The 23,966-nt window shown below is 44.1% G+C and carries 21 protein-coding genes, 2 tRNA genes and 1 pseudogene; 19 read left to right on the top strand and 5 right to left on the bottom strand.

The features are described from left to right. Nucleotides 1–85 precede the first annotated feature (85 nt). From MHH60_RS17700 to MHH60_RS17675, 6 genes are all read left to right on the top strand, one after another. Nucleotides 86–1,846 (top strand): sensor histidine kinase, encoded by a 1,761-nt coding sequence (locus MHH60_RS17700; RefSeq protein ID WP_076137643.1) that lies wholly within the window; start codon nt 86–88, stop codon nt 1,844–1,846. Then, nucleotides 1,843–2,631, top strand: coding sequence for a response regulator transcription factor (locus tag MHH60_RS17695; RefSeq protein WP_076137642.1), 789 nt, complete (start codon nt 1,843–1,845; stop codon nt 2,629–2,631). Before MHH60_RS17700 ends, MHH60_RS17695 begins: the two co-directional genes overlap by 4 nt. Before the next feature lie 111 nt (nt 2,632–2,742). Then, a complete protein-coding gene (locus tag MHH60_RS17690; protein WP_076100035.1) occupies nt 2,743–4,065 on the top strand; it encodes an extracellular solute-binding protein in 1,323 nt (440 codons plus the stop codon). A 101-nt stretch (nt 4,066–4,166) separates the two neighbouring features. Further along, nucleotides 4,167–5,048 carry a carbohydrate ABC transporter permease gene (locus MHH60_RS17685; RefSeq protein WP_076137640.1) on the top strand — a complete coding sequence of 294 codons (882 nt, stop codon included), beginning with the start codon at nt 4,167–4,169 and terminating at the stop codon, nt 5,046–5,048. Nucleotides 5,049–5,061: 13 nt separating this feature from the next. Continuing rightward, on the top strand, nt 5,062–5,952 hold the full coding sequence (locus MHH60_RS17680) for a carbohydrate ABC transporter permease (protein WP_076137638.1): 891 nt from the start codon (nt 5,062–5,064) through the stop codon (nt 5,950–5,952). A gap of 121 nt (nt 5,953–6,073) precedes the next feature. Continuing rightward, the gene (locus MHH60_RS17675) at nt 6,074–6,268 is read left to right on the top strand and encodes a hypothetical protein (RefSeq protein ID WP_036686806.1); all 195 of its coding nucleotides are present in this window, start codon (nt 6,074–6,076) and stop codon (nt 6,266–6,268) included. A gap of 26 nt (nt 6,269–6,294) precedes the next feature. Here MHH60_RS17675 and MHH60_RS17670 read toward each other — a convergent pair whose 3' ends face one another. The 3 genes from MHH60_RS17670 to MHH60_RS17660 form a co-directional block, all read right to left on the bottom strand. Continuing rightward, nucleotides 6,295–6,780, bottom strand: a complete 486-nt coding sequence (locus MHH60_RS17670; protein WP_076137636.1) for a hypothetical protein — start codon at nt 6,778–6,780, stop codon at nt 6,295–6,297. 98 nt (nt 6,781–6,878) lie between these two features. Next, on the bottom strand, nt 6,879–7,010 hold the full coding sequence (gene cmpA / locus MHH60_RS17665; protein WP_094903512.1) for a cortex morphogenetic protein CmpA: 132 nt from the start codon (nt 7,008–7,010) through the stop codon (nt 6,879–6,881). A 64-nt stretch (nt 7,011–7,074) separates the two neighbouring features. Continuing rightward, a complete protein-coding gene (locus MHH60_RS17660) occupies nt 7,075–7,437 on the bottom strand; it encodes a hypothetical protein (RefSeq protein ID WP_036686808.1) in 363 nt (120 codons plus the stop codon). 120 nt (nt 7,438–7,557) lie between these two features. Here MHH60_RS17660 and MHH60_RS17655 point away from each other — a divergent pair, with 120 nt between their 5' ends. Then, nucleotides 7,558–8,019 (top strand): SprT family protein, encoded by a 462-nt coding sequence (locus tag MHH60_RS17655; protein ID WP_081389120.1) that lies wholly within the window; start codon nt 7,558–7,560, stop codon nt 8,017–8,019. Here the strand turns inward: MHH60_RS17655 and MHH60_RS17650 are convergent. After that, nucleotides 8,009–8,647: a pentapeptide repeat-containing protein gene (locus tag MHH60_RS17650; RefSeq protein ID WP_036686811.1), complete on the bottom strand. Its 639-nt coding sequence runs from the start codon at nt 8,645–8,647 to the stop codon at nt 8,009–8,011. The genes MHH60_RS17655 and MHH60_RS17650 overlap by 11 nt on opposite strands. Before the next feature lie 203 nt (nt 8,648–8,850). Between MHH60_RS17650 and MHH60_RS17645 the strand changes: the two genes are divergently transcribed. Continuing rightward, complete coding sequence (locus tag MHH60_RS17645; protein ID WP_076137633.1) at nt 8,851–15,714, top strand: S-layer homology domain-containing protein; 6,864 nt, start codon at nt 8,851–8,853, stop codon at nt 15,712–15,714. Between the two features lie 459 nt (nt 15,715–16,173). On the opposite strand, the gene MHH60_RS17640 is transcribed toward MHH60_RS17645, so the two are convergent. Next, nucleotides 16,174–16,602: an Lrp/AsnC family transcriptional regulator gene (locus tag MHH60_RS17640; RefSeq protein ID WP_076137631.1), complete on the bottom strand. Its 429-nt coding sequence runs from the start codon at nt 16,600–16,602 to the stop codon at nt 16,174–16,176. Between the two features lie 129 nt (nt 16,603–16,731). Between MHH60_RS17640 and MHH60_RS17635 the strand changes: the two genes are divergently transcribed. From MHH60_RS17635 to MHH60_RS17585, 11 genes and pseudogenes are all read left to right on the top strand, one after another. Then, nucleotides 16,732–17,484 carry an MBL fold metallo-hydrolase gene (locus tag MHH60_RS17635; protein ID WP_076137629.1) on the top strand — a complete coding sequence of 251 codons (753 nt, stop codon included), beginning with the start codon at nt 16,732–16,734 and terminating at the stop codon, nt 17,482–17,484. 142 nt (nt 17,485–17,626) lie between these two features. Continuing rightward, nucleotides 17,627–17,702: transfer RNA gene (locus MHH60_RS17630), tRNA-Asn, on the top strand. A gap of 7 nt (nt 17,703–17,709) precedes the next feature. Next, nucleotides 17,710–17,798: transfer RNA gene (locus MHH60_RS17625), tRNA-Ser, on the top strand. Nucleotides 17,799–17,973: 175 nt separating this feature from the next. After that, entirely contained in the window at nt 17,974–18,420 is a 447-nt protein-coding gene (locus tag MHH60_RS17620; RefSeq protein WP_076137622.1) for an oxidoreductase, read from the top strand. Between the two features lie 102 nt (nt 18,421–18,522). Then, nucleotides 18,523–19,128, top strand: a complete 606-nt coding sequence (locus tag MHH60_RS17615; protein ID WP_076137620.1) for a class I SAM-dependent methyltransferase — start codon at nt 18,523–18,525, stop codon at nt 19,126–19,128. 274 nt (nt 19,129–19,402) lie between these two features. Beyond that, nucleotides 19,403–19,597: pseudogene (locus MHH60_RS17610) on the top strand (macro domain-containing protein); the annotation flags it as partial. A gap of 7 nt (nt 19,598–19,604) precedes the next feature. Beyond that, nucleotides 19,605–20,093, top strand: a complete 489-nt coding sequence (locus MHH60_RS17605) for a DinB family protein (protein WP_232061169.1) — start codon at nt 19,605–19,607, stop codon at nt 20,091–20,093. Between the two features lie 470 nt (nt 20,094–20,563). After that, nucleotides 20,564–21,469, top strand: coding sequence for a branched-chain amino acid ABC transporter permease (locus MHH60_RS17600; protein ID WP_036681658.1), 906 nt, complete (start codon nt 20,564–20,566; stop codon nt 21,467–21,469). 11 nt (nt 21,470–21,480) lie between these two features. Beyond that, the gene (locus tag MHH60_RS17595) at nt 21,481–22,449 is read left to right on the top strand and encodes a branched-chain amino acid ABC transporter permease (protein WP_076137616.1); all 969 of its coding nucleotides are present in this window, start codon (nt 21,481–21,483) and stop codon (nt 22,447–22,449) included. After that, nucleotides 22,418–23,200: an ABC transporter ATP-binding protein gene (locus tag MHH60_RS17590; protein WP_036681664.1), complete on the top strand. Its 783-nt coding sequence runs from the start codon at nt 22,418–22,420 to the stop codon at nt 23,198–23,200. Before MHH60_RS17595 ends, MHH60_RS17590 begins: the two co-directional genes overlap by 32 nt. Before the next feature lie 6 nt (nt 23,201–23,206). Then, a complete protein-coding gene (locus MHH60_RS17585) occupies nt 23,207–23,908 on the top strand; it encodes an ABC transporter ATP-binding protein (protein ID WP_076106949.1) in 702 nt (233 codons plus the stop codon). Nucleotides 23,909–23,966 lie beyond the last annotated feature (58 nt).

Here is a 23,966-nt window from a genome sequence, read left to right as displayed (position 1 = left end):
AGAGCTGTAGATGATTCCTGAAGATTCAAGGGTCATCTTTTTTGATGAGGAATCAAAGACTATCAGGCGGAAGGGAGTGTAAAGATTGACGAGGTTTGGACAGTTAAACACATTGCGTAATCAAATTTTCCTGGGTTTCATGTTTGTCATGGTCATCGTACTCGCCACGGTTGGTTTTTTTATGTACGGGCAAGTTTCGGTTCTATTACGCAATAGTGCGGAGAAGCACATTGAACAGACTGCAGTTCAGGCAACGGGCAAATTGGATGTACTGATCCGGCAGATTAACACGTTGACGGCGCAAGTGGCAACCAACGCCTCCATTCAGCGATTGCTCGCCCAAGAGGCTGAAGGAAAGCCGATCAGCTTCGCCGAACGTCAAACCATCCAGCAGGAAGTACGTAAATATGAGGCGTATGCGACAGGGATTCGTTCCATTGAGCTGTATGCAGGTGATTATCAGAAATTACTTTCTGTTGATGACGCCAGCCTGAACAATCGAGTATCAGAAGAATGGATCAGCCGGGTGGACGAGGGCAAAGGACGTCTCGTATGGTTTGGACTTGACCCGCGGAATTCGGATATCGTCATCGCGATTCGTAATATTAGACTGATTGATCATTCATTCACGAAAGCTGGCTATATTATGGTTCAAATTGAGAAAAGTTACTTCCAGCTTACAGATGAGGTGGACAGATCACAGGCGGAAACGCGTGAATTAATGAGATTATTTGATGAAGCGGGACGGCAAATTTCTTCCGATTTTTCCGTAAATGTTAATGCAAATAAGATACTGGATCATGGAGGAGAAAAGGTTGAGGTTGGCGGAGAAGACTACATTGTGATTCAGAAGCAGTCCAAGGCAACAGGTTGGAGGCTAGTAATCCTCACTCCAGTTGACTATACGACAGAGGGGATATCTGTCCTTCGTACAGCGATCATCGTATCCGGTGTTGTTGGCAGTTTATTGTTTCTCATCTTTACTTTTATTTTATCCACGATGATTACACGTCCCATACTGAATTTGATTAAAGTGATGCGCGGTTCACGATTTGGAACCTTGAAACCGATTTCAGTCACTTCTACCACCATGGAGATCAATGAGCTCAATAATACTTATAACCAGATGGTTCACTCTCTGAATGAACTAATTGAAGTCGTCTATCAGAAGGAGATTGTCCAGAGTCGCACAGAATTAAAGGCACTTCAGGCTCAAATCAATCCGCACTTTCTATTTAACACATTAGAAGCATTCTACTGGGCCCTCGATGAAAAAGGTGAGGAGGAATTAGCTCAAATTGTGGTTGATATGTCGGGGCTTTTTCGTTATGTCATCAATCGAACTGATGATGATGAATGGGTGACTATCGGCGATGAGCTCGACCATGCCGAAAGATATTTGAAGATTATGGAGATGCGTATGCTCGACAGGTTATCCTGGCGGATTGAGTCAGATGAAGCTTGCCGAAGTGTTCCGCTACCGAAGCTGTTAATCCAGCCTCTTGTCGAAAATGCGATTCTTCATGGCGTAGAGCAAAGGGTTGGACCGGGGACAGTCATGCTAATTGTCAGACCCTCAAGTCGTCCGGGATATACATTGGTTACGGTAACTGACGATGGTCCAGGGATGGATGCAGCAAAGATATCGTCTATCTATCAGACCATGGAGAAGGGGAGTATGAGGTCTTCCAAAGGGACCGGGATTGGTATTGCTAATATAGAGCGGAGACTGAAACTCAGTTACGTAGACAATACGGACGGGCTTGAAATACGAAGTGAAGAAGGTTATGGAACTAGCATTTCTTTTGAAATACCGAATGAACCTGGAGAGGGGAAAAACACGTGAAAACTATACTCATCGTGGATGATGAACCGAGAACAAGAGAAGGGGTTCGTAAAACATTAGAAGTCTGGTCCTCCGGTCAATATCGCATCGAAACCGCAGCAAGCGGTGTTGAAGCACTGGCATGGCTGCAAAATAACGAAGTTAATCTGCTTATTACCGATGTGCGCATGCCTGAGATTGGAGGGCTAGAATTAGTTGAAAAGCTGAACGAAATGCCTCATCCTCCAGTGGTTATTGTGATCTCTGGCCATCCTGAATTTGACTATGCAAAGAAAGCCTTGCAGTTTGGTGTGGTTGAATATTTACTGAAGCCACTCGACAAAACGAAGCTGGTCCGAGCAGTGGAATTAGCACTGAAACGCAAGGAGGATATTTATCGAATCGAACGAATGGAGAAGCTGATCGATCCCAAGCTTATGGAAACGGTACAGCAGGAGAAAGTGTATAGCACCCAAGTGCGGGAGGCACTCCAATACTTAGACGAACATCTTCACGAATCGATATCCATGCGTGATATAGCGGAGCAATTACACATGAATGCCAGCTATTTCAGCGTCCTTTTCAAAGAGCAGACGGGACTGACTTACAGTGAGTATGTAACGAGAAGGAGAATACAACGAGCCAAAGAACTACTGGTTAGCACACGGCTGTCCATTGCTGAAATCGCGGAACAAGTAGGCTATCAAACGGCCAAATATTTTGTGAAAGTATTCCGTGCACTCGAAAATGTTAGTCCAGGGCAATACCGGCAGAACGTCATGTCCACGGAGGAAAGAATCCAATAATAGTGGTATTAGTCCCAATCCTTATGACCTTACGACAGCATGGGATCCAAGCTACAATTTAGTTAAGCGGTTACAAGGCCGCTAGACAACAATAGAAAAGGGGTTGTAAGCGTGCGCAATAAAAAATGGACAATATTGTTCTTAACGATGTGCCTCGTTCTTGTCACAGCTGGTTGTGGTCAAAAAGATAACAATGCAGGTGAATCTAAAGGTAGTGCAAATGGGGGAAGCGACAAAGTCACCGTTAACTTCATGCATTTATGGCCAGAAGGTGTTTCTGCCGGGCAAAATAAAATTGTTAATCAAATCATTAAAGAATATCAAACAGAGCATCCCAATGTTGTGATCAAGCAAGAGGTTCTGGACAACGAGCAATACAAAAATAAGTTGAAGGTATTGTCTGCTTCTAACGAATTGCCAGACGTTGGGGTAACTTGGGCCGCTGGCTTTTTGCAGCCTTACGTTGAAGGAAATCTCTTCGCTCCTGTAGATGACTTGTTGAATGGTGAATTAAAAGACAAGTTCGTCGCAGGAACTACAGAAGCTTATGCTATTAACGATAAAACGTATGCGCTTCCACTTGAGTTTAACATTGCACCTATCTACTACAATAAAGCTATTTTTGAAAAATATAATCTTGAGGTCCCACAAACCTACGATCAGTTTAAGCAAGTTGTAAAAACACTATCTGAAGGGGGCATTGCACCGATTGCTCTCGGCAATAAGGATCGCTGGACAGGATCGCTTTGGTATATGTATCTGGCTGATCGGATCGCAGGCCAACAGGCACTTGCAGGTGCGATCAGTGGTTCAGGATCATTTATGGATGAAGGATTAGTAAAGGCGGCTTCTGAGGTTCAATCACTTGTTGACAGCAATGCATTTGTTAAGGGATTCAACGGTTTATCAAATGAAGAGGCAAAATCAGAGTTCGTAAATGGCAAGGCAGCAATGTACATGATGGGATCATGGGATCTGCCAAACTTCACAACGAATGAAGAAATTCCACTGGAATTCCGTAATAGTGTTGGTTTCTTCAAATTCCCGACAGTTGAAGGCGGGAAGGGAGACATTAACAGCTGGGTAGGTGGACCAGGTGTAGGATTATTTGTTGCTGAGAACTCTGAGGTAAAAGAAGAAGCAAAATTATTCGTCGAGTATTTCGTGTCCAAATGGGGAGAGCAATCCGTAACTGGAGCAGGCGTTATTCCAGCTACGAAGGTGGACACCGCCACACTGGACCTACCACAGCTATACATCGATTTGTTTAACGAAATGAACAAAGCAAGCAGTATCACATTATTCGCAGATGTTCAAATGCGTGCCAATGCAGCAGAAACGCATCTGAATATGATCCAGGCTCTTTTTGGCAAAGCGGTGACGCCAGAGAAGTATTCCGAGGAGCATGACGCAGCCATCTCCAAAGGCAACTAAAGCTTCGACAACTAGGTGAAGGGGACAATTAGCTTATCCGGCAGCGTGATGCCGGATAAGCCTTTCCTCAAACGGTTTATGAAGGAAAGGAGTCGGACACTTTGGATAAAGTGATGTCTAACAAAAAAATAATCGCGTTATACGTATTTCCCGCCTTGGTCCTCATTCTGGCTATTGTATATATTCCGATTGTTCTAACGGGTTATTACGGACTGAATAAATGGAATGGCATAGGTGCTCTGACTTTTATCGGATTTGATAACTATAAAGCTTTGCTAACAGACCAAACCTTCTGGAATAGTGCTTGGCATTCTCTGCAGTTAGCGTTGTTTTCTACCCTAAGTCTCATTATTTATTTGGCAATTGCTATGGTATTAGCCGCCCGGATCAAGGGAGCTAACTTGTTTCGCAAAATATATCTGATTCCGATGCTGCTATCGTCCGTTGCGATTGCGCAGCTTTGGCTAAGAATTTATCATCCGACGAACGGAATTGTGAACAGCTTATTAGTATCCATTGGTTTTGCTAATCCTCCTGCATGGCTTGCAGAGCCTACATTAGTTTTGTTTGCTTTATTTATTCCCATTCTGTGGCAATATGCTGGTTTCTATATTCTGATCTATTACGCAGCACTCAAGAATATCCCGACCTCTCTGGAAGAGGCGGCAAAGATTGATGGAGCCTCTGCCCTACAAATCGCTTGGAAAATTAAGCTTCCACTCGCAATGGAAGTCATTAAAGTTACAATTGTTCTGGCCGTTGTAGGTTCTCTGAAGTATTTTGACTTAATCTTTGTTATGACGGATGGAGGTCCTAATGGCTCTAGTGAAGTGATGGCGTCTTATATGTATCATCAGGCTTTTCGGGCTTATGATTTTGGCTACGGGAGCGCAATTGGATTCTTCCTGCTCGTCATCTGTCTCGTCATTACTTGGGTCATTCGCAAATTAACTGCTACGAAAGATTCGATCCAATACTCATAAGGAGGGGCGCTTCATGATGTCTGGAACTGCAGGAAGGCTAGAAATCGGGCCAAAGCCAGGCGGCGCAGGTGCGGAGATCACACGTAAATTAGGCTACTCATTGCTATATATCGTGTTGATTGCCGTTGCTGCTCTGCAATTGTTTCCGCTTGTATGGCTGCTGTTTTTCTCATTAAAAAATAATCAGGAAGTGTTCAACCTTCCTGCTCTATCGTTGCCGATGAATCCTCATTGGGAGAATTACGCGAAGGTCTGGAATGTAGGGAACATCAACGTGTATTTCTTCAACAGCGTATGGATTACCATCGCGGCTACGGTGTTAACGGTTATCTTCGGGAGCTTGGTTACGTATGCAGTTACCAGGATGAAATGGAAGGGAAGCTCGTTCGTACTGGGATTGTTTATGGTAGCGATGATGATTCCTGTTCACTCCACGCTTATTCCGTTATTTAGTATATTCAATAAGATTGGCTTAACGGATCACCCTTTGTCACTTATTTTGTCTTATGTCGCTTTTAACATGCCGATAACGATTATGATTTTGCTGGGTTTCTATTACGCACTGCCACGCGAAGTGGAAGAGGCTGCAGTAATTGATGGTTGTTCCGTGAACAGAATGTTTTTTAGAATTATACTTCCTATGACAAGCTCGGTGATCGCGACTACAGCCATTATTAATATGATCTATAACTGGAACGAATTTATTTTTGTAAACACATTTATTAGTTCTGATTCTTACAAGACGCTGACCGTGGGGGTGCAAAACTTCATTGGTCAATATACGACGGATTGGGGTGCGATCGGGGCAACGCTTATGATCAGTATTTTGCCTATCCTGATTACATTCCTGTTCCTCAGTAACCGTATCGTTGAGGGAATTGCCGCAGGTTCGGTTAAAGGGTAAGTAGAAAGAAGACCTGAATTTCTCAGCTCGAAAAGCTGAAGAGAATTCCGGTCTTTTTTTTGATCCAATCTAGAATTTTGATTCAATCCTGAAAGCCCCGGGTTAATGGAGGCTATCAAAGATGAACATTCGAAAGGAGAGATTGCTGATGGAACCGGGCTATAAGGATAGAAGTGTTGAAGTGGAGCATAGGGAGGTACAACGGAAATCGGATTCCAGCGTTGTCGCATCTACCTTTATTAAATATGCTGCTTACATTATTATATTTTTTGGTTTCCTGTTCTTTTTGGTTAAATATGTATTTCCTAAGTTTTAATAAGAATTGATTCTTAAGGCGGAGTTTTATTGTTTCTCTGCGATGATCTTTTTTATTACTGCTATAGTTTCTGGTGCAGCATTCTCCAGCATAAACTCAACTGCAGCGAACTGCCGCATAACGTACCTGTGCTCAAGCTTCTCTAAAGGGTTGAAGAAGTCTTCCGGATAATCGATAATCTCCAGATCCCGCTCCGTGACCTGTCCTATGTATTCAAAGGCGTATTCGAATGTACCTTCCGAAAGATATAAATCGACGACTTCTTCAATTCGCTTGCGATCAATATGATCCACAACAGTTAGATAATTAGGTGCACTCCAGTAGGCCCCATTTAGACAAGCACTATTTTGGATGTATTCTTGTCGGATCGCTTCGATGTTCTTGAAGGTGTAGAAATCCGATGCCCAGCGGGAGCGGTCAGGGAATGTGACTATGACATAGAGATTATTATTGTCCTCTTCCTCAGTCTCACTTTCCGGAGAAAGCTGTATATGTCTTGTTCTACTTATCATGATTATAAGTCCCCCCTTTCTTAACAAAAACGGATACCGTCTTTTTAAAAGACGATATCCGTTGCTTTAAAGATGTCCTAGATCTTAATCATCCGAGGCTATAACTTCATCTCATTACTCGATTCCGCAGAATTACGATAAAAGAACCAGCACTCATTCAGCAGCTTGATCTGACGGCGGTCTTTTTTGTAATAGGCTTTCATTAGCTGATGGCAGAGCCACTGTGGCAAGCGAATCCCTCCTCTAACAACTTACGTAAGTTAGAATATGGAGAAATAAGCCTAAAGGTGCGGATTACAGTAGGCTTTCTGCTTCCTCTTCGTACCACTGCTCCAATTGAGCCTGTAGCGCTCGTATCTCAGTAAGCAGGGAGATCAGTGGGTAGTTCTTCTGCTCCTGAACAGAGGCGAAGGCTTGTTCCAATCTATTGATATAATCCAGACCGGACTCCAGGGAGTAATCCTCACGTAACAGATCCAGCGAGTCACACTCGGCGATGGCTAAGGGCAGATCCGGAACATTATCGGCTGTTAGCTTGTCGATTTCTTTGTTCAGGCGTAAATTGAGCGCACTTAGTTGATACGCATATTCCTCCGGCATTTCCACGAATTGTAATTCTTGATTTTGCTGCAAAATTACATACCGCATTTTCGGCATTGTTCATTCTCCCTCCGTACTTGTCTTCCTTCTTGACAGTTTAGCCTATGCACAAGTTACAATTCAAGTAGAGATCTTATTTCCCGTGGAAAGGACTTGTGATAGAACGCTATGGAAACTATGAGCAACGAAGAGCTGCAGCTTTGGATTGAGCAGGTATCACGGGACAGCTTTGGCGTGCCGTTTAGACACAAGGCGAGCTTTAACAGCCGGTTGTCCTCAACGGGCGGCCGATATTTTACCAAAAGCCATAATATAGAGATTAATCCCCATCAGCTTGCCATGTTTGGCAGAGAAGAGACGGAGCGGATTATAAAGCATGAGCTCTGCCATTACCATTTGCATTTGGCTAAGCGAGGGTATATGCATCGTGACGCTGATTTCAAAAGCCTGCTGGCGCAAGTCAGCGGAAGCCGCTACTGTCAGACACTGCCGGGTGCAAAAGCTCGGAAGTCGCTGCCCTATCGATATAAGCTTGTATGCAGTGCCTGTGCCATGGAGTATCCGCGTAAGCGAAAAGTAGACCCTAAGCGTTATCGCTGCGGTAAATGTTCGGGCAAGTTGAAGCTGTTTATTTTATAACCAAACCTAATAATCCGACAAAAGAAACAGCTTGCTGAGGCGAAATGATGCATCCTTCTAAATCTTTGATATCCACGATCAAGCCACTGAACTCGCAGTCACTAAGGTCAATCCCATTAAGCTTTGATCCTGACAATGTGGCTTGATCCATATTACACTCGCTGAAGCTGATTTTTTGGAAATTTGACTGATAATAGTCGGAACTCATTAATGAACTGCTCTCAAAAGCAACCTGCTTCAGATTAGCGAATCGAAACGTAGCAAAATCCCCGATACAATCTACTACCCGAACATTCTGGAATCTGCCTCTTGTAAAGTCTGTGCCAATGAGCTTGCAGTTTCTAAATTCAGTTCGATGAATAATGCCATTCGTAAAATCCACATTAGATAGATCACAGCGATCAAAAATCACGTCCATAAGCTCTATCCCAGTTAGGGAGCACTCCGTAATCGTTACATTTTTAAAAATCACGCGATCAAAGCTGACCTTATTAGCCTCTTGATTATCAATAACCGTATCGCTGATGCTGCAACAGCTGAATTCGTCTTTGGTTTGCAGCGAATATATTTGCTCAGGAAGAAGAGAGTCTGGATCTGCTATTTTTGGCGAGTCAATTTTGAAATTCATATGTACCTCCGTTTGTTTACTCCTTGCGGGTAGCTAAAACTAACTATCATCGCGTTAAACCGATTTGTCAATCTTCATAAAGGTTGTAGGGATTGGATATCCGTACAAATACACCTTTTTCTGGATAAAATCGCACATCGTTTTGTAAGCGTTCCCAAACTAATATGAAAAGGAAGTCCATATTAATTAGAGGGGGCACATGTATGAAACGAATCAGGTCCGCAATGGCGGGTCTGCTCGCGCTGCTGCTGATTTTTTCAAGCTTGCCTGTAATGGGAACCGGTAGTGGTTCCGTGGGAGCAGAAGGGGTTGGAGGAACAGGCGCTGAGCAAATTCCATCAGGTACGGTACTCATCAAGAATAAGTGGAAAAACAACTTTTTATACGAGACATCCGCAGGAATCGTGCGTTATGGCATGACCAATCCAGCCGATGCTTCAGCGCATTGGACGGTTGAGACGGTGAACGGGCTGTCACGAATCAAGAATGTGAAGACAGGCCATTACATTACAATGGCTGGTAACAACGGCAAAGAGGATTCACTTAAGGCGGCAGAACACCAAGGTTCAGGAAGTGTTGCGGATCAGTGGCTGATCGATACTTCCAATCGCAATGGATACATGATCATCCGAAGTGCGACTGTGCCAGAGGGGAAGTTGGTTATCCACGAGGAGAATCAGCTTGGTTATGCGCAAGTAAGCTCGGATATTAATGTTACGTTTGAGAGTCCGCAGTGGGCTTTTATAGATCCAAATGCAGCACCTGTACGGCTAGAGAGTCGTCTCCGCCCCGGTCAGGTAATGTATGAAAGTGAAGGGAATGTTCTTTACGGTAAACAGCCTGTCAGCAATGAAGCGGCCCAGTGGTATCTTGAATCAGGGACGGATGACGGAACAGTAATGATTCGCAACCGTGCGACAGGTCATTATATTAAACAAAATGAAGTGACCTGGGCGGGGGTTTTTTCGCAGGAAGTCGATTTGGATCACGTGAAGCTAAGTGAATGGGTCCAAGAGCATGCACCAGGCCTTGATGGAACGGGCTTCATTACCCTTCGTAACAGTGGTTTAACTGAAGAGGGGAGTCCATTATGGCTAAATCCACAATTCAGCGATGACAATAATGTGCGATCTAACAGCTGGCCGGGTTCAGCCTCTAATCCAAGCGCGCAGTGGAGAATCGTGCCTATTTCCGAATTACAGCCTGTACGTCTGGCAACTTATACGGATGCACAAGTGGCTACAGATTTTTTATATGAATCCGCAAACGGCGAGCTTAAGCATGGAATTATTGCGCCAGATGCCGCTAACATCTCTGACTATCTATGGTATATAGAAGATTATGACGGCAATAAGCGTATCCGTAATGCGGCAACCGATCATTATGTTTCTTATAGTGAAGGTACTGCCAAGGCCTTGCAGATTAGCGGAAGTCAGCCATCGGATCAATGGATTTTTAATGATTCCGATGATTATGATGATTACCAGACGCTTCAGAATCTCGAAAGCACAGGCATTTATTTGTCTACATTGGGTGGAGAACAGGCTGGTGCGATTGGGGATGCGACTTCTTTGAGCGCTCAGTGGCAGCTTTTAGATCCTAACACACCGACTGAAGGCACAGTGCCATATTACCGGATTCAGAATGGCTGGAAGTCATTTTATTGGTATGAGAGTGTTGAGGGTCTTTTAAAATATGGAAATATGCAAAAGGACGGCTCCGATCAGTGGCTCGTGGAGAAATATAACGGCCGCAAGCTGTTCAAAAACAAGAAAACAGGCCATTACTTGAACACGATGAATATGCCAAATGGGCACCTTCAAGTCACAGAGCTTCCAGACAGAAATCATGTGGAACGAGAATACATCTGGACAGGCAAAAATGTTGGGAACAACACCTACGTAATCAGTAGTGTTCTCGACAAGGAACCTAATAAGATCCCCGAGAAGTATATTTCACTTCAAAACCTCACTAAATATGCTGAGTACGGAGTGATCAATCCCGGTTGGGGCAGTCCGCAGTGGAGATTTGTTCCGGTCACCGAGAAAAAACAAGACTTGTTCCGTTTTCAGCTAGATGCTGTAAATGGAGAGGATCAATATCTTAAGGATGGTCCTTTGCTGACTTTTCCAGCCGCACTAGAGGAATTGCCAGAATCCAAGACGGTTACTGAAGCAGTCTATGCTGATCAGGACTCTGCACACTCTAACGAAAGTCTTGCACCTCTAGCAGTTGCCAACGAGGATGTAACAGTAGGCCAGGCTACTTATGGTCCACTTGATTTGAATGACGATTCCTTCGTCTGGCAGTTGCAAGAAATAGCCGGCAGCAATGGATCGGTGAAGATAAAAAATAAAGGCACTGGACGTTATCTCTCCCTTGAGCATATAGGTGGGGCTGTAGATGAGATTGATCCTAAAGTTAGCGTTCAGACTTTGCAAACAGTGTACGATGTATGGGCCAGCATTAAGTGGAAGGTTGATATGAAGGCGTCCGGTGTGACTACCATTATGAGCTCATGGGCTGGTCACTATATCTATGGTGCGCCTGATGGTAACGGCAACCCGATTCTCCGAATCAGTAAAGCTGCAGATACAGCGGAAAAAAGCAGTGCACATTTTACTGCTGAAGCGGTTGAAGCGATTGCTCCGCCACTGCCTGATTACTCTGTAAGATTCAAGAATGCAAGCAGCGGAGAGTATTTATACGAAAATGAGCATGGGGTTGTTCTGTACGGGCAACCGTCAGCAGACAATGGATTTTCGCACTGGAATGTAACTGTGCAGGAGGGTAAACAGACGATTACCAACCGGGCAACAGGTCATTTTTTAACGCTGAATGGTGATTATTCATATTTGGAGAGCAGTAGTACAGAACCTGCTGTAGACGGAGCCTCTGCCTGGGAAGTAAGCTTGGCTTCCGATTATACACATTACACCATTCGTAGTCTCTTTGGAGAATACGATGATGAATTAATAAACATTGCCAATAAGACAGGATATGCTGAACGTGCGCTATTGCTAGAAAGTGAGGGTACGGCACTATGGACACTTGAGGCGGCTCCACAGGAGTTTACTACTCCATCTGGAGAACTGCGCAATAACAATACAACAACTCCAGTTCAAAATGATACCAACATCATAACCATTGTACCGAAAGGCATGGCTGGTAAAGTATTGGCCGAAAAAGAGGGGGCTGTCCTATATGCAGATGCTTCCGATATGGCGGCTCAATCCCAGTGGCTGGTTCAGGAGATAAACGGACGCAAACGGATTATGAATGTTCAGACACAACATTATCTTTCGCTCAATGAATCGGGCCAAGTGGTCTTGTTAGCTGCTGGAGATACAGAAAGATCCCAATGGAAGCTGGAAGAGAAGTTAGGTTATACTCTTCTGCTAAATGCGAATGGAACAGGTCTTCTTACTCACAGCACATCGGCTGTTCAGCTTGGTTCTGCTACAAATGGAACGGATAGTGAGCTCTGGAGTTTCTTACCTATCCCTAGTGATGCAATTTATGCAGGAGGAGAAGCATTCAAAGGGGAGCGTATTATACGGTTTGCAGTCAACGCCCAGCAGACCGGAGAATACGATGCTGTTATTCGATACAAAAATACCACTGCTGCCGCAACGGATCTGGCACTAGAGGTGAATGGATTAATCGAAGGGGGCAAGGTTAGTCTTGGCAAGTCTGCCTCTTGGAAGACTGTACAGGTAAAATTGCAGCTTCGTGCAGGCATCAACACGGTTTCTCTAAGTAGTGACAACGTGGATTGGAGTAAAGTAACCCTTGATAGCCTGACCGTAAAAAACAGCGTAAACAAAACATACCGTGGAGCAACGGTTCCATATATCAGCTATGAAGCTGAGGATGCGGCAACAAACGGAACGCTGATTGGCTCGTCGCGAAAATATCTCAGCATGGCTTCCGAGGCTTCTGGAAGACAAGCGGTGGCCTTGAAGAATACGGGAGATTATCTAGAGTTCAAGCTTGCAGAATCAGCTAACTCCATCGTTCTTCGATATTCTATTCCTGATAGTCCAGATGGGGCTGGTGCGGAAGAAACCTTGACTCTATATGTAGATGGAGTTAAGAAGCAGCTTAAGCTGACATCCAAATATGCTTGGGAATATGGCAGCTACCCATGGTCAAATGACCCTCGCCAAGGCAGTGGACACCGCTTCTTTGACGAAATCCATGCTCTGATCGGCGATGCTCCTGCCGGAGCAACTATTCGCTTAGAGAAGGGAACAGGAGACAACGCAGCTTCTTACGTCATTGACCTGGTAGATATGGAGCAGGTTGCCCCTGAGTTGGCTCGCCCGGACGGATTTATTTCCGTAACGGATTTTGGAGCGGCAGCGAATGATGAGGGAGATGATACCGCAGCCTTCAAGGCAGCCCTTGCCGAAGCGAATGCGACAGGTAAAGGTGTGTGGTTCCCGGCGGGTACCTTTAATGTCGGTGAGGGTCTGCTGGATCTGGATACCGCTGAAATACGTGGTGCCGGCATGTGGTATACGGTTCTGAATGGAGCTAAGTTTTATGGTCACGGCGGTAAGGTTGGTGTTTACGATCTGATGATTGAAGGCGGCATTAACGAACGGGATGATGAAGCGATCACCAACGCTTTCCATGGTGCTTTTGGCCAAGGTTCGATTATACAGAACGTTTGGATAGAACATACCAAAGCAGGCTTGTGGTTAACTCAGCCGATGGGTGAAAAGGCGCGTACGAATGGTCTGTACATGGCAGGTCTGCGGATCCGCAATCTTATGGCAGACGGGATTAACTTTGCCGTAGGGACTGGCAACAGCATGATGGAACAAAGTGACATCCGCTATCCAGGGGATGATGGAATCGCAATGTGGTCGTTTACAGACGGCAAGTTGACGGATGTGAATGGTACGGAACGTACACCGAGCTATAACAACACGGCACGTTTTAATACGGTATCCTTGCCTTGGTTAGCGGATAACATTGTAATCTTTGGGGGGAAAGATAACAAAGTCCAGGACAACGTGGTAAAAGACACTGTGACTAATGGAGCCGGGATTGCAGTCTCTAGCCGTTTCACCGCCGAGCCATTCCAAGGAACAACGGTTGTGGAGCGAAATACCTTGCTTAGAACTGGCAGTTACGATTCCGGTTACGGCGTGAATCTGGGTGCGTTATGGCTTTATGCTGGTGAGAGTGATCTGAAAGGAAAAGTACTCATTCGCAACAATACGGCACTGGACAGCACTTATTCGGGGTTGATTGCTCAAGGTGATCTAGAGGGAGATACTCTCACTTCCATTGATGGAGTTGTGCTGACGAATAATGTATTAGATGGCGCAGGTACAAGCGGTATAGAAGTTACGAAAAATCTGAAAGGAAGTCTGCTGGTCGACAACATGATTATTCGTGGCGAACGGATGAATCTTCTGACCAATGCCTCTCCTGACCTAAGCATTAAAGAACAAAATCAAGGGATAGCCACAGCCATTAAACCGTTCTCTATCAAACTTGCAGATGGACAGAGCGGTCCTGTGATATTAGAGCAGGGTAAGTCAGCTACGCTTAAGGTACTAGATAAAGTAGGCAGAGATATTACCGCACAAGCTACTCTGAATCTTATGAGCAGTGAGATTGCTACATTTACCAACGACAGTCTTAATGGAATTAAAGCGGGTATCACAGACTTCACGGTAACTGTGGGCAACGAGAAGAGGGTATATACAATTGAGGTGCTATCACCTGGCGGGATAGATCCTGTAGACCCGATCGATCCTGTGGATCCAACAAGTACTCCTAGCCCGACGAGTACTCCTAGTCCAACGAATACTCCAGAACCAACAAGTACTCCTGGTCCAACAGACCCTACTGGGTCAGTGAACCCTGTTCAAACCGGCACACCGACCGTTACACCAGCACCTACGCCAGCAGGTAATCATGATGCGCAGCTAAAAGCTAAGGCGACTGCTGGGCAGGCAGTTATCGAGATATCAGCTAATGGTGACGGCACAGCCCGGTTTAGTGCAGATGCTTTACGTAAGGCGGCGGCACTTAGCCCCAAAGCTGTGCTTGTTATTGAAAGCGGAGGTATGAGCTACCGCTTCCCGTTAGAGCTTGTGGAGAGTGTGCTCAAAGCCGCACAAATGCCCGCAGGCACACTGGAGTTCAATGTAAATTCGCTAAGCGGAAAAGGATTGGAGCAACTGCTTGCCAAGGCTAAGCAGCAAGGCTTTACTGTGCAAGGAACACCGGCTAATATCACTCTAAAGGTAACGGATGGAAAAACCTCTGTAGCAGCAAGCGGGTTCGGCACCACTTATGTAGATCGTACATTTATGCTTAAGGAGGCGCTGGATGCGAAGACAGGTGTAGTCCTTATTTACGATGAACAGACGGGTTCTTTCCGTTATGTACCTGCATTGTTTGAGCCAGTTAATGGGATGACCAAGGTTACTGTTAAGAGCAGTATTGCGAGCGGTGTATTTGTCGCTGCGCTGCACCCTGTGACTTTTGGGGATATTGCTACACATTGGGCGAGAAATGAGATTGAGGGACTTGCCAGCCGACTGATCTTGACCGGACAATCCACAGATACCTTTGCACCTCAGAAATCTGTCAGTCGTGCCGAGTTCGCAGCTATGCTGATTCGATCGTTGGGTCTCGTAGCTGCGAACACGACGAAGACCTTCAGTGATGTGTCCGATTTGTCGTGGTATGCAGCGGATGCCAGAGCTGCTGCAGCCTTAGGACTGATTCAAGGCTATGAGGATGGAACCTTCCGTCCGAACGCCCCTATTACACGGGAGCAAATGGCTGTTATGGCAGCCAGAGCAATGAAGCTGCTGAACCTAGAAGCTGAAGGATATGGAGCAAACGTTGCTACAGATGTTTTCACAGACGCTTCAACTATTTCCTCATGGGCTAAAGAAGCAGTGTCTGACCTGGTTGCAAAAGGTATTATGAAAGGTCAACCATCAGGCAGTTTTGCACCTAGCGGTGATACTAGCCGTGCAGAGGCCGCCGTAATTCTTGTCCGGTTGCTTAAAGCAGCTGAATTATTGAATTAGCTACCGTAGTAGAAGCTACAATATAGCATAAGTAAAAAGACAGCAGAGCAGCGATCTCCTCCGGTTATTGGAGAATCGCTGCTCTGCGTTTTTGACGATGGCTGGCCTGCTATAAAAGCTTATGGGCAAGCAAAAGCTCATTGACTTTGCGTAACCCATTCACTTGCATCAACACCAACACCGACACCAACACCAACACCAACACCAACACCAACACCAACATCGCCGAGCTATCATTGGCTGAGGCTTACGGACCCCAATGACGCTATTGGCAAGTTTTTAGCCTTTTGGGCAGGGTTTCGGACTCAAGTGACGCTATTCGTTCGAAAGAGGCTCATATTTGGTGTTTTTCGTGCCAATAGAGGCAATGGGGTCCGATAGTATGCCAAATATCCGATTATGCTGAGTATAAGGTCAACTGGGTCAGATAGTAGCTTCATATCCGATTCCGATGCAGTCTTACTTCAGTTTTCCCATCGATAGATTGACTCTGTAATTTCCGAACTTCAGCAGTTCGTCGAGAAAGCTATTCAACTCCTCTTGGCTTCCGGTACGAACACGTATCCAGTAGCAGCCTTCTCCACTGACCCTATGTATTTCTTTTATACTATCATGCTGCTTTGCGAATGTCTGAAAGGCTGGGTGAACCGTATTCGAACCCAAAAAAACAGTAATAAAGGCATGAATAGTCTCCCCAACCTTATCCGGATTCCAGCGGACCGTGTAGCCTTCAATCACTCCGGTGTCCATCATTTTGCGAATACGTGCGCCCACAGCCTGACCGGTCATATGCACTTGCTGCCCAATATCTTTGTGACTGATCGTGGAATCTTCAATTAGAAGCTGCAGGATGCGAAAGTCCACATCATCTATAAAATAAGAACTCATTATTATCTAAAATCCTTTCTCTGTGAAAGTAGAACGGGCCAATCTTTTTCCAATCACAATGTATTCTGTTTCAAGGCCCAACTATAATTAATTGTAGCAGAAGATATCTGAAAGAAAGAAGGGCTTCCGATGAAAATACAGCATATCCGCAACGCGACCCTATGGCTAGAGTATGGTGGCAGTACATTTTTAATTGATCCTATGTTGAGTGAACAGGGGGCTAATCCGCCTATTTTTAATACTGAAAATGACCGCCGCAATCCGCTCGTTCCTTTGCCGGGAGCCGTAGAACAATGGCTGAGTCCTAATGCAATTCTTGTCACACATCTTCATCAGGACCATTGGGATGCCGCTGCCATTTCTTTGTTGCCGCATGATCTACCACTATTATGTCAGGAAGGAGATGGAGATAAATTAGCGAAGCAGGGGTTTGAGCATACCACGGAAATTAGCGATTCTCTGACGTTTAAAGGAATAACTATAACACGTACGGATGGACGGCATGGCACTGGAGTGACTGGTAAACTTATGGGTAAGGTATCCGGGTTTATGTTTCAGGCGGAAGGCGAGCCTGTTCTATATGTGGCTGGAGATACGATTTGGTGCGATAAGGTGAAAATGGCATTGGACGTTTTTAAACCTGAGGTGACCGTTGTGAATGCTGGTGGTGCGCAGTTTTTAAGCGGATGTCATATTACAATGAATGAGCAGGATGTCGTAGACTTATGTGAATATGCACCTTCTACTAAAATGATTGCTGTGCACATGGACGCCATTAACCATTGTTTGGTTACCCGAGATAAGCTAAAAGCTTATTTGGAGAAGGAATCGTTGGGGGATCAGGTACAGCTTCCGCAGGATGGAGAATGGTGTAATCTATAGACGGAGAGGGATGGAAATCTCTTTGAAAAATCTAGAAGCGGCCGAATCATAGCATAAATTTGAAAACGATCACAAAAATTATTGTGCCCGCTTGACTAGACCTTGAAATCATGATAAATTAATTCATGTTCACTTGTAATGTTCCCTGATAGCTCAGTTGGTAGAGCACTCGACTGTTAATCGAGTTGTCACAGGTTCGAGTCCTGTTCGGGGAGCCATTTTCATGGAGAGATACCCAAGTGGCTATAAGGGGACCCTCTGCTAAGGGGTTAGACTGCGTAAGCGGTGCGTGGGTTCGAATCCCACTCTCTCCGTTCTGAATTACATAAGAAGAGCTTCCATTCTGGGAGCTCTTTTTTTGTTGTGTGAATTTATTTTTCGGTTGCTATATGCGATTCTGAGAAAGGTGAATTCAATATTTTGGAAGGGGAATGGAGTGGAGGGATCGAATGTTTATTTGATAAGTGTGAAAAGTTTAAAGGAGGGAGCATGAAAACTATAAATCAAATACAAACAAAACCGTCAAGACGATATGATAGTTTTGATCCGGATCAAGAGGGAAATAAAAATACTGTTTTTGCCGACGTAATAATTGATGGTAGATCTCTTTACCAAATGTTAAAAAAATATGATAGGGTTCCTTCCCTCGGGTGGGGTAGTGAAGAGCATCAAAGGAAAATGATTAACTATTTTTTGTTAAACGAAATGCATGAATATTTGTACTACAGGTACCCAATATTAGTCTGTCCCTGGTGTGGCGATGAAGAATGTGGCTTTATATCAGTGTTTATTGAGAGAGAAGGGGATCTTATTATATGGAGAGATTTCAAATTAGAATCCGGTAATAAGGCTATTGATATAGGCCCTTTTTGCTTTAAATGGGATGAATACGAAAAAGTTATTAAAGAGACATTTGGAACTGCGGGGATTCAATAAAGTAAACCTGAAAACCCACGGAAGAGATGTGCTCAAATAATTTATATGGAAAAGATCTATGAGTAAATCCAATTACTACATGATCAAAGGAGTGGAATCAACATGGAACTGTTTAAGCAAATCCCCTTGTACAGATTTTTGGCATTATGCAATGAAAGTGGTATGGAAAAAAACATATTAGACTGCGGAGCGGGAGGGGATTCACCTCCACTAAGTTTGTTTGCGAACTATGGATACAGTACAAACGGAATTGAGATGAATGACGAACAAATTAAAAGAGCTAATCAGTTCGCAACTGAAAGGGGACAGAATCTAAATATACAACAAGGCGACATGAGACAGTTGGCGCTAAGTGATGAGTCGATGAGTTTTGTGTATTCATATAACTCTATTTTTCATATGAGAAAACAAGATGTGAAAAAAGCGATAAATGAAATGAAACGCGTTCTAAAACCTAATGGATTATTATTTGTAAATTTTTTAACCCTAAAGGATTTTAGAGTCGGCGATGGAGTTGATTTGGGGGATAATCAGTTTGAACAGATGGAAGATGATGAATTCGTAATACACTCTTATTATGATTATCATGAAGCGGATTCTATGTTTGATGATTTGCAGTTAATATGCAAAGAAGATCGAGTGCTGGAAAGAAAGTTTGAAGGCGAATGGATACGACAAGGATTTATCGATTACATATATAAAAAATAGCTGGATGCTGAAGAACATATTAGTAGCTCCGAAAAAGCTAGATATCTGCGAACAATACGTGCACGCTGTGGACCACGAGGTGTTGGTTCGATAGAAGGTAAAGGTTTGAAGAAGAGTTAGCCAGTGGACAACCCCACGAGTCTAATGCTAACGACTGTTTCCTAGGGTGATTTAAGCCGCTTGAATGTCAATCAGCACTTGATACTTGTTCGCAACCAATATACTTCGGGGGGATTTCAGATGGGTGTAATTATAAATAACTCAATGATTTCAGTTGATTCAAGGAGATATAACTAAATTAGATGTTGATGCTATCGTCAATGCAGCAAACACAAGCTTGATGGGTGGAGGCGGAGTAGATGGAGCTATCCATAGAGCTGGTGGAAAAGCGATATTAGAGGATTGCATGAAAATTCGTAGTCAAAGGGGAGGTTGTGAGGTTGAAGAAGCGGTAATAACAACAGGAGGAAATTTTGATGATTACCAAAAAAGGAGATGTGCCAATGAATAACAGATCAGATTTGCTAAATCAGTTTAAGGAATGGAATGGATTTGTTCTAGAAATTATCGATTTAGATTGGAAAACACCCATCGCTGAAGGAAAATGGACCATTCATGATGTTGTTAGTCATATTTTGTTATGGGATAAATACTTCTATGAATCGACGATCGAACCGATAGCATGCGATAAAGCAATAACACTTCAACTTATTGATTTCGATCAATTCAATAATGATGCTGTTACATATGGTAAGACAAAAACCAAAGACGAATTAATAGAATTGACTATGAAGTACCGTAACTTAATATTAGATTGTATAGGTAGTCTTGAAGAGGGAAAATACTCAGACAAATATGTGGACGGAAGGTTTTCCTTTGAGTCCTATTTAAAGGATTTTATATCGCATGACCTACATCATATGATGCAGATTAAAGAACTAAAAAAGAAAATGATGAGTAATTGACCCGTGACGGAAGTACAAAGAATGGAGCTGACCACCATAATTAGCTTTCTCTCACTCCATTATTGTGTGGGACAGAGCTTTTTTTTGTGCAAAAATAGAGAAACAACTTGACCGGTAACTCATAATAAACTCGAAAAACACACGTCGAAAGAGACAAATGTTATATTATTTATCTTTAAATGCAATCTGTAGGTAAAATCAAAGACTCCCCCCTGAAAATCAAACTTTAAAAATCTCCGTAATTCTCCTGTTTTCTTCTCTTTACCCAATTTCTATCTTTATACATCCCAAAGAATTAACTCGATATGTTATGTAATATAACATAAAATATTGAATATTATAGTAAAAAGCACAAATTTTACTGACGCATGTATAGTACTGTGTTAATATAAGTGACATAAAACAATGAAAATGAATGTAAGCTAAAGAAAGGTGTTTTTAAAAATAAATATGGGGATTGGGGGACGGCGATGGAGTATTTCATTCAACAGTTAATTAACGGGATTTCTGTAGGGAGCATCTATGCTCTGATCGCACTTGGGTACACCATGGTTTACGGGATTATTAAATTGATCAATTTCGCCCATGGGGATGTGTTTATGGTTGGGTCGTTTATTGGATTGTTCAGTGCCAGGTACTTGGCTTCAGCAGGGCTTTCTCCGATACTGGTCTTACTTATCTCATTGGTGATCTCTATGACAATCAGTGCGTTGCTGGGGATGTCAATCGAACGGCTAGCATACAAACCTCTACGAAAAGCTTCGCGAATCGCTGTGTTGATTACTGCAATTGGCGTTTCTTTTTTGCTGGAATACAGCGGTGTGTTTGTGCTTGGTCCTCAGGCTAAAGGATTTCCGGAGATTCTTAATAAGCAGCAATACAACTTGTTTGGTTCCTCGATTCAGGTGGACTCCAATCAAATCATGATCTTGGGGACGACGGTTATTTTAATGATTATCCTTCAGTATATTGTGCACCGAACAAAGATTGGTAAAGCGATGCGGGCCGTGTCTTTTGATATGGAAGCAGCACGGTTGATGGGGATTAATGTAGATCGGACCATTTCAGCCACCTTCGCTATAGGATCTGCACTTGCGGCAGCAGCAGGCGTTATTTTCGGAATGACTTACAATTCAGTGGATCCGATGATGGGGGTACTTCCGGGGCTTAAAGCTTTTGTGGCTGCGGTTTTAGGTGGCATTGGCAGTATTCCTGGTGCTCTGGTAGGGGGACTTCTGCTGGGCACAGTCGAGACAGAGGTTTCTTCTCTGGGATATTCTTCGTGGCGTGATGGTGTGGCATTTGCTGTACTCATCCTAATCCTTATCTTTAAACCATCCGGGCTATTTGGTAAAAATGTCCGCGAGAAAGTGTAGGGAGATGCCGTATGAAGAAGATAAATAAGTCATTTTGGATAGGCATTGTCTTTTCTATCATGCTTTATATCATCATTCAAGTTCTTCTAACAACGGGAATATTTGATGATGTCATGGAGTCTACGCTAATTCTAATTTGTATAAATGTCATGCTGGCGGTGTCTTTGAATCTGATTAATGGGATAACAGGGCAATTCTCAATCGGGCATGCTGGATTTATGTCCATTGGTGCTTATGTTTCTTCCATTTTAACTTTGAACTTTGATATGCCATTCGTGCTGGCGCTAGTGATCTCTGGACTGGTTGCTGCATTTTTCGGTGTGCTAATCGGGATTCCGACCTTGCGGCTGAATGGAGACTATCTGGCGATTGCTACGCTGGGATTTGGTGAGATTATCCGGATTGTCCTGCTCAATACAGAATATGTGGGCGGAGCTTCAGGTCTAAGCGGCATCCCCAATCAAACGACTTGGACGATTATGTTTCTGTTCACATTGGTCACGATTGTTGTGATCAATAACTTTATACGTTCCACTCACGGCCGGGCTTGTATAGCGATTCGTGAGAATGAAATTGCTGCTGAAGCGATGGGGATTAATACAACTTTGTACAAAGTCATTGCTTTTTCACTTGGAGCATTATTTGCGGGAATAGCGGGTGGTCTCTCTGCTCATAAGTTCTACGTCATCAATCCTGGAAGCTTTAATTTTCTAAAATCATTCGAAATTCTAGTCATGGTTGTGTTAGGTGGACTAGGAAGTACAAGCGGGGCCATCGTGGGTGCGATTGTACTGACGGTGCTCTTCACGGTGCTTCAGGAATATCCGGAGCTGCGGATGATTATTTACTCGGCGATTCTAATTCTGATGATGATTTTTCGGCCTAAGGGGCTGCTTGGCAGCACGGGTTTTTCTTTTTTGAAATGGTCTAAAAAGGAGGTCAAACCAAGTGACAGCATCAACAGTGGAAGTGCTTCTTGATGTTCAACAAGCGAGTCGTGCATTTGGCGGGCTTAAGGCGCTTAACGAGGTATCCCTCCATATTAATAAAGGTGAGTTGATTGGGCTCATCGGACCTAATGGCGCGGGAAAAACAACCCTTTTTAATTTGCTGACAGGTGTATACCCGCCTTCCAGTGGCGATATTATCCTCGGCAATCAGGCAGTAGGCGGGATGAAGCCTTATCGGATTAACCGAAAAGGGGCAGCGAGGACATTTCAGAATATTCGTCTGTTTACCTCTATGACGGTGCTGGATAACGTTAAGATCGCATTTCATCAGCATGCCAGACATTCGATGTTCACTTCCATGCTCCGCCTGCCTAAGCATTTTGCAGAAGAAAACGGAATTACGCAAAAGGCTATGGATATTCTCAAAATATTTAATCTTGCCGATCAATGTGATGAATGTGCCGGGAATCTTAGCTACGGAAATCAAAGGCGTTTGGAAATTGCACGCGCGCTTGCAGCAGGACCTAAGCTTTTGCTATTGGATGAACCAGCCGCAGGGATGAACCCGAATGAAACTCGGGATCTAATGAATCTTATTGCCTGGATCCGTGAAGAGTTTGAGCTGACGATCCTGCTTATCGAGCACGATATGTCCCTGGTTATGGGGGTGTGTGACCGGATTTATGTGCTGGATCGCGGAATGTTGATTGCTGAAGGTACGCCCGTTGAAATACGGAATCATCCCAAAGTCATAGAAGCCTATTTGGGACAGGAGGCGTAGTGGACCATGCTTAGCGTACAGGGGATCAATGTATATTATGGGGCGATTCATGCCTTGAAGGATTTAAGTATGAATGTAAAAGAAGGCGAGATTGTGACTCTAATCGGCGCAAATGGAGCAGGCAAGTCCACGTTGCTTAAGACGCTTTCGGGACTGCTGAAACCCAAAACAGGCAGTATAGATTTCATGGATAAATCTATTACGAATCAGAGTGTTCAGTCCATCGTAAAACAGGGGCTTATTCATTGTCCGGAAGGCAGGCGTGTATTTGCTAATATGTCTGTGGAAGAAAATCTGGAGCTAGGAGCTTTTTTACAAGATTCGGGCAGCTTAGCTGCTGATTTTGCCAAGGTTTACTCCACCTTTCCGCGTCTTTTAGAAAGAAAAAAACAGCTTGCCGGCACATTATCCGGCGGGGAGCAGCAGATGCTTGCTATGGGGCGTGCGATGATGGGGCATCCCAAGCTTTTATTATTAGATGAACCCTCGATGGGGCTTGCTCCATTACTCGTTCAGGATATTTTTCGGATCATCCAGGAAGTAAATGCCTCTGGAACAACAGTGCTTCTTGTAGAACAAAATGCCCATCAAGCGCTTAAAATTGCTCATCGGGCTTACGTTCTTGAGACGGGCAGAGTGGTGCTTGAGGGAGATGCCAAGGAATTGGCAGATTCGGAAGAGATCAGAATGGCTTATCTGGGACATTAATTCATCGGCTAGTTCACAACAGCATCACAGAAAGAACCTATAAATTATTTATTTTGGG

The organism is Paenibacillus sp. FSL H7-0716 (assembly GCF_038002705.1).
Classification (GTDB): Bacteria; Bacillota; Bacilli; order Paenibacillales; family Paenibacillaceae; genus Paenibacillus_AQ; species Paenibacillus_AQ odorifer.
This window is presented reverse-complemented; position numbering and strand designations above follow the sequence as displayed.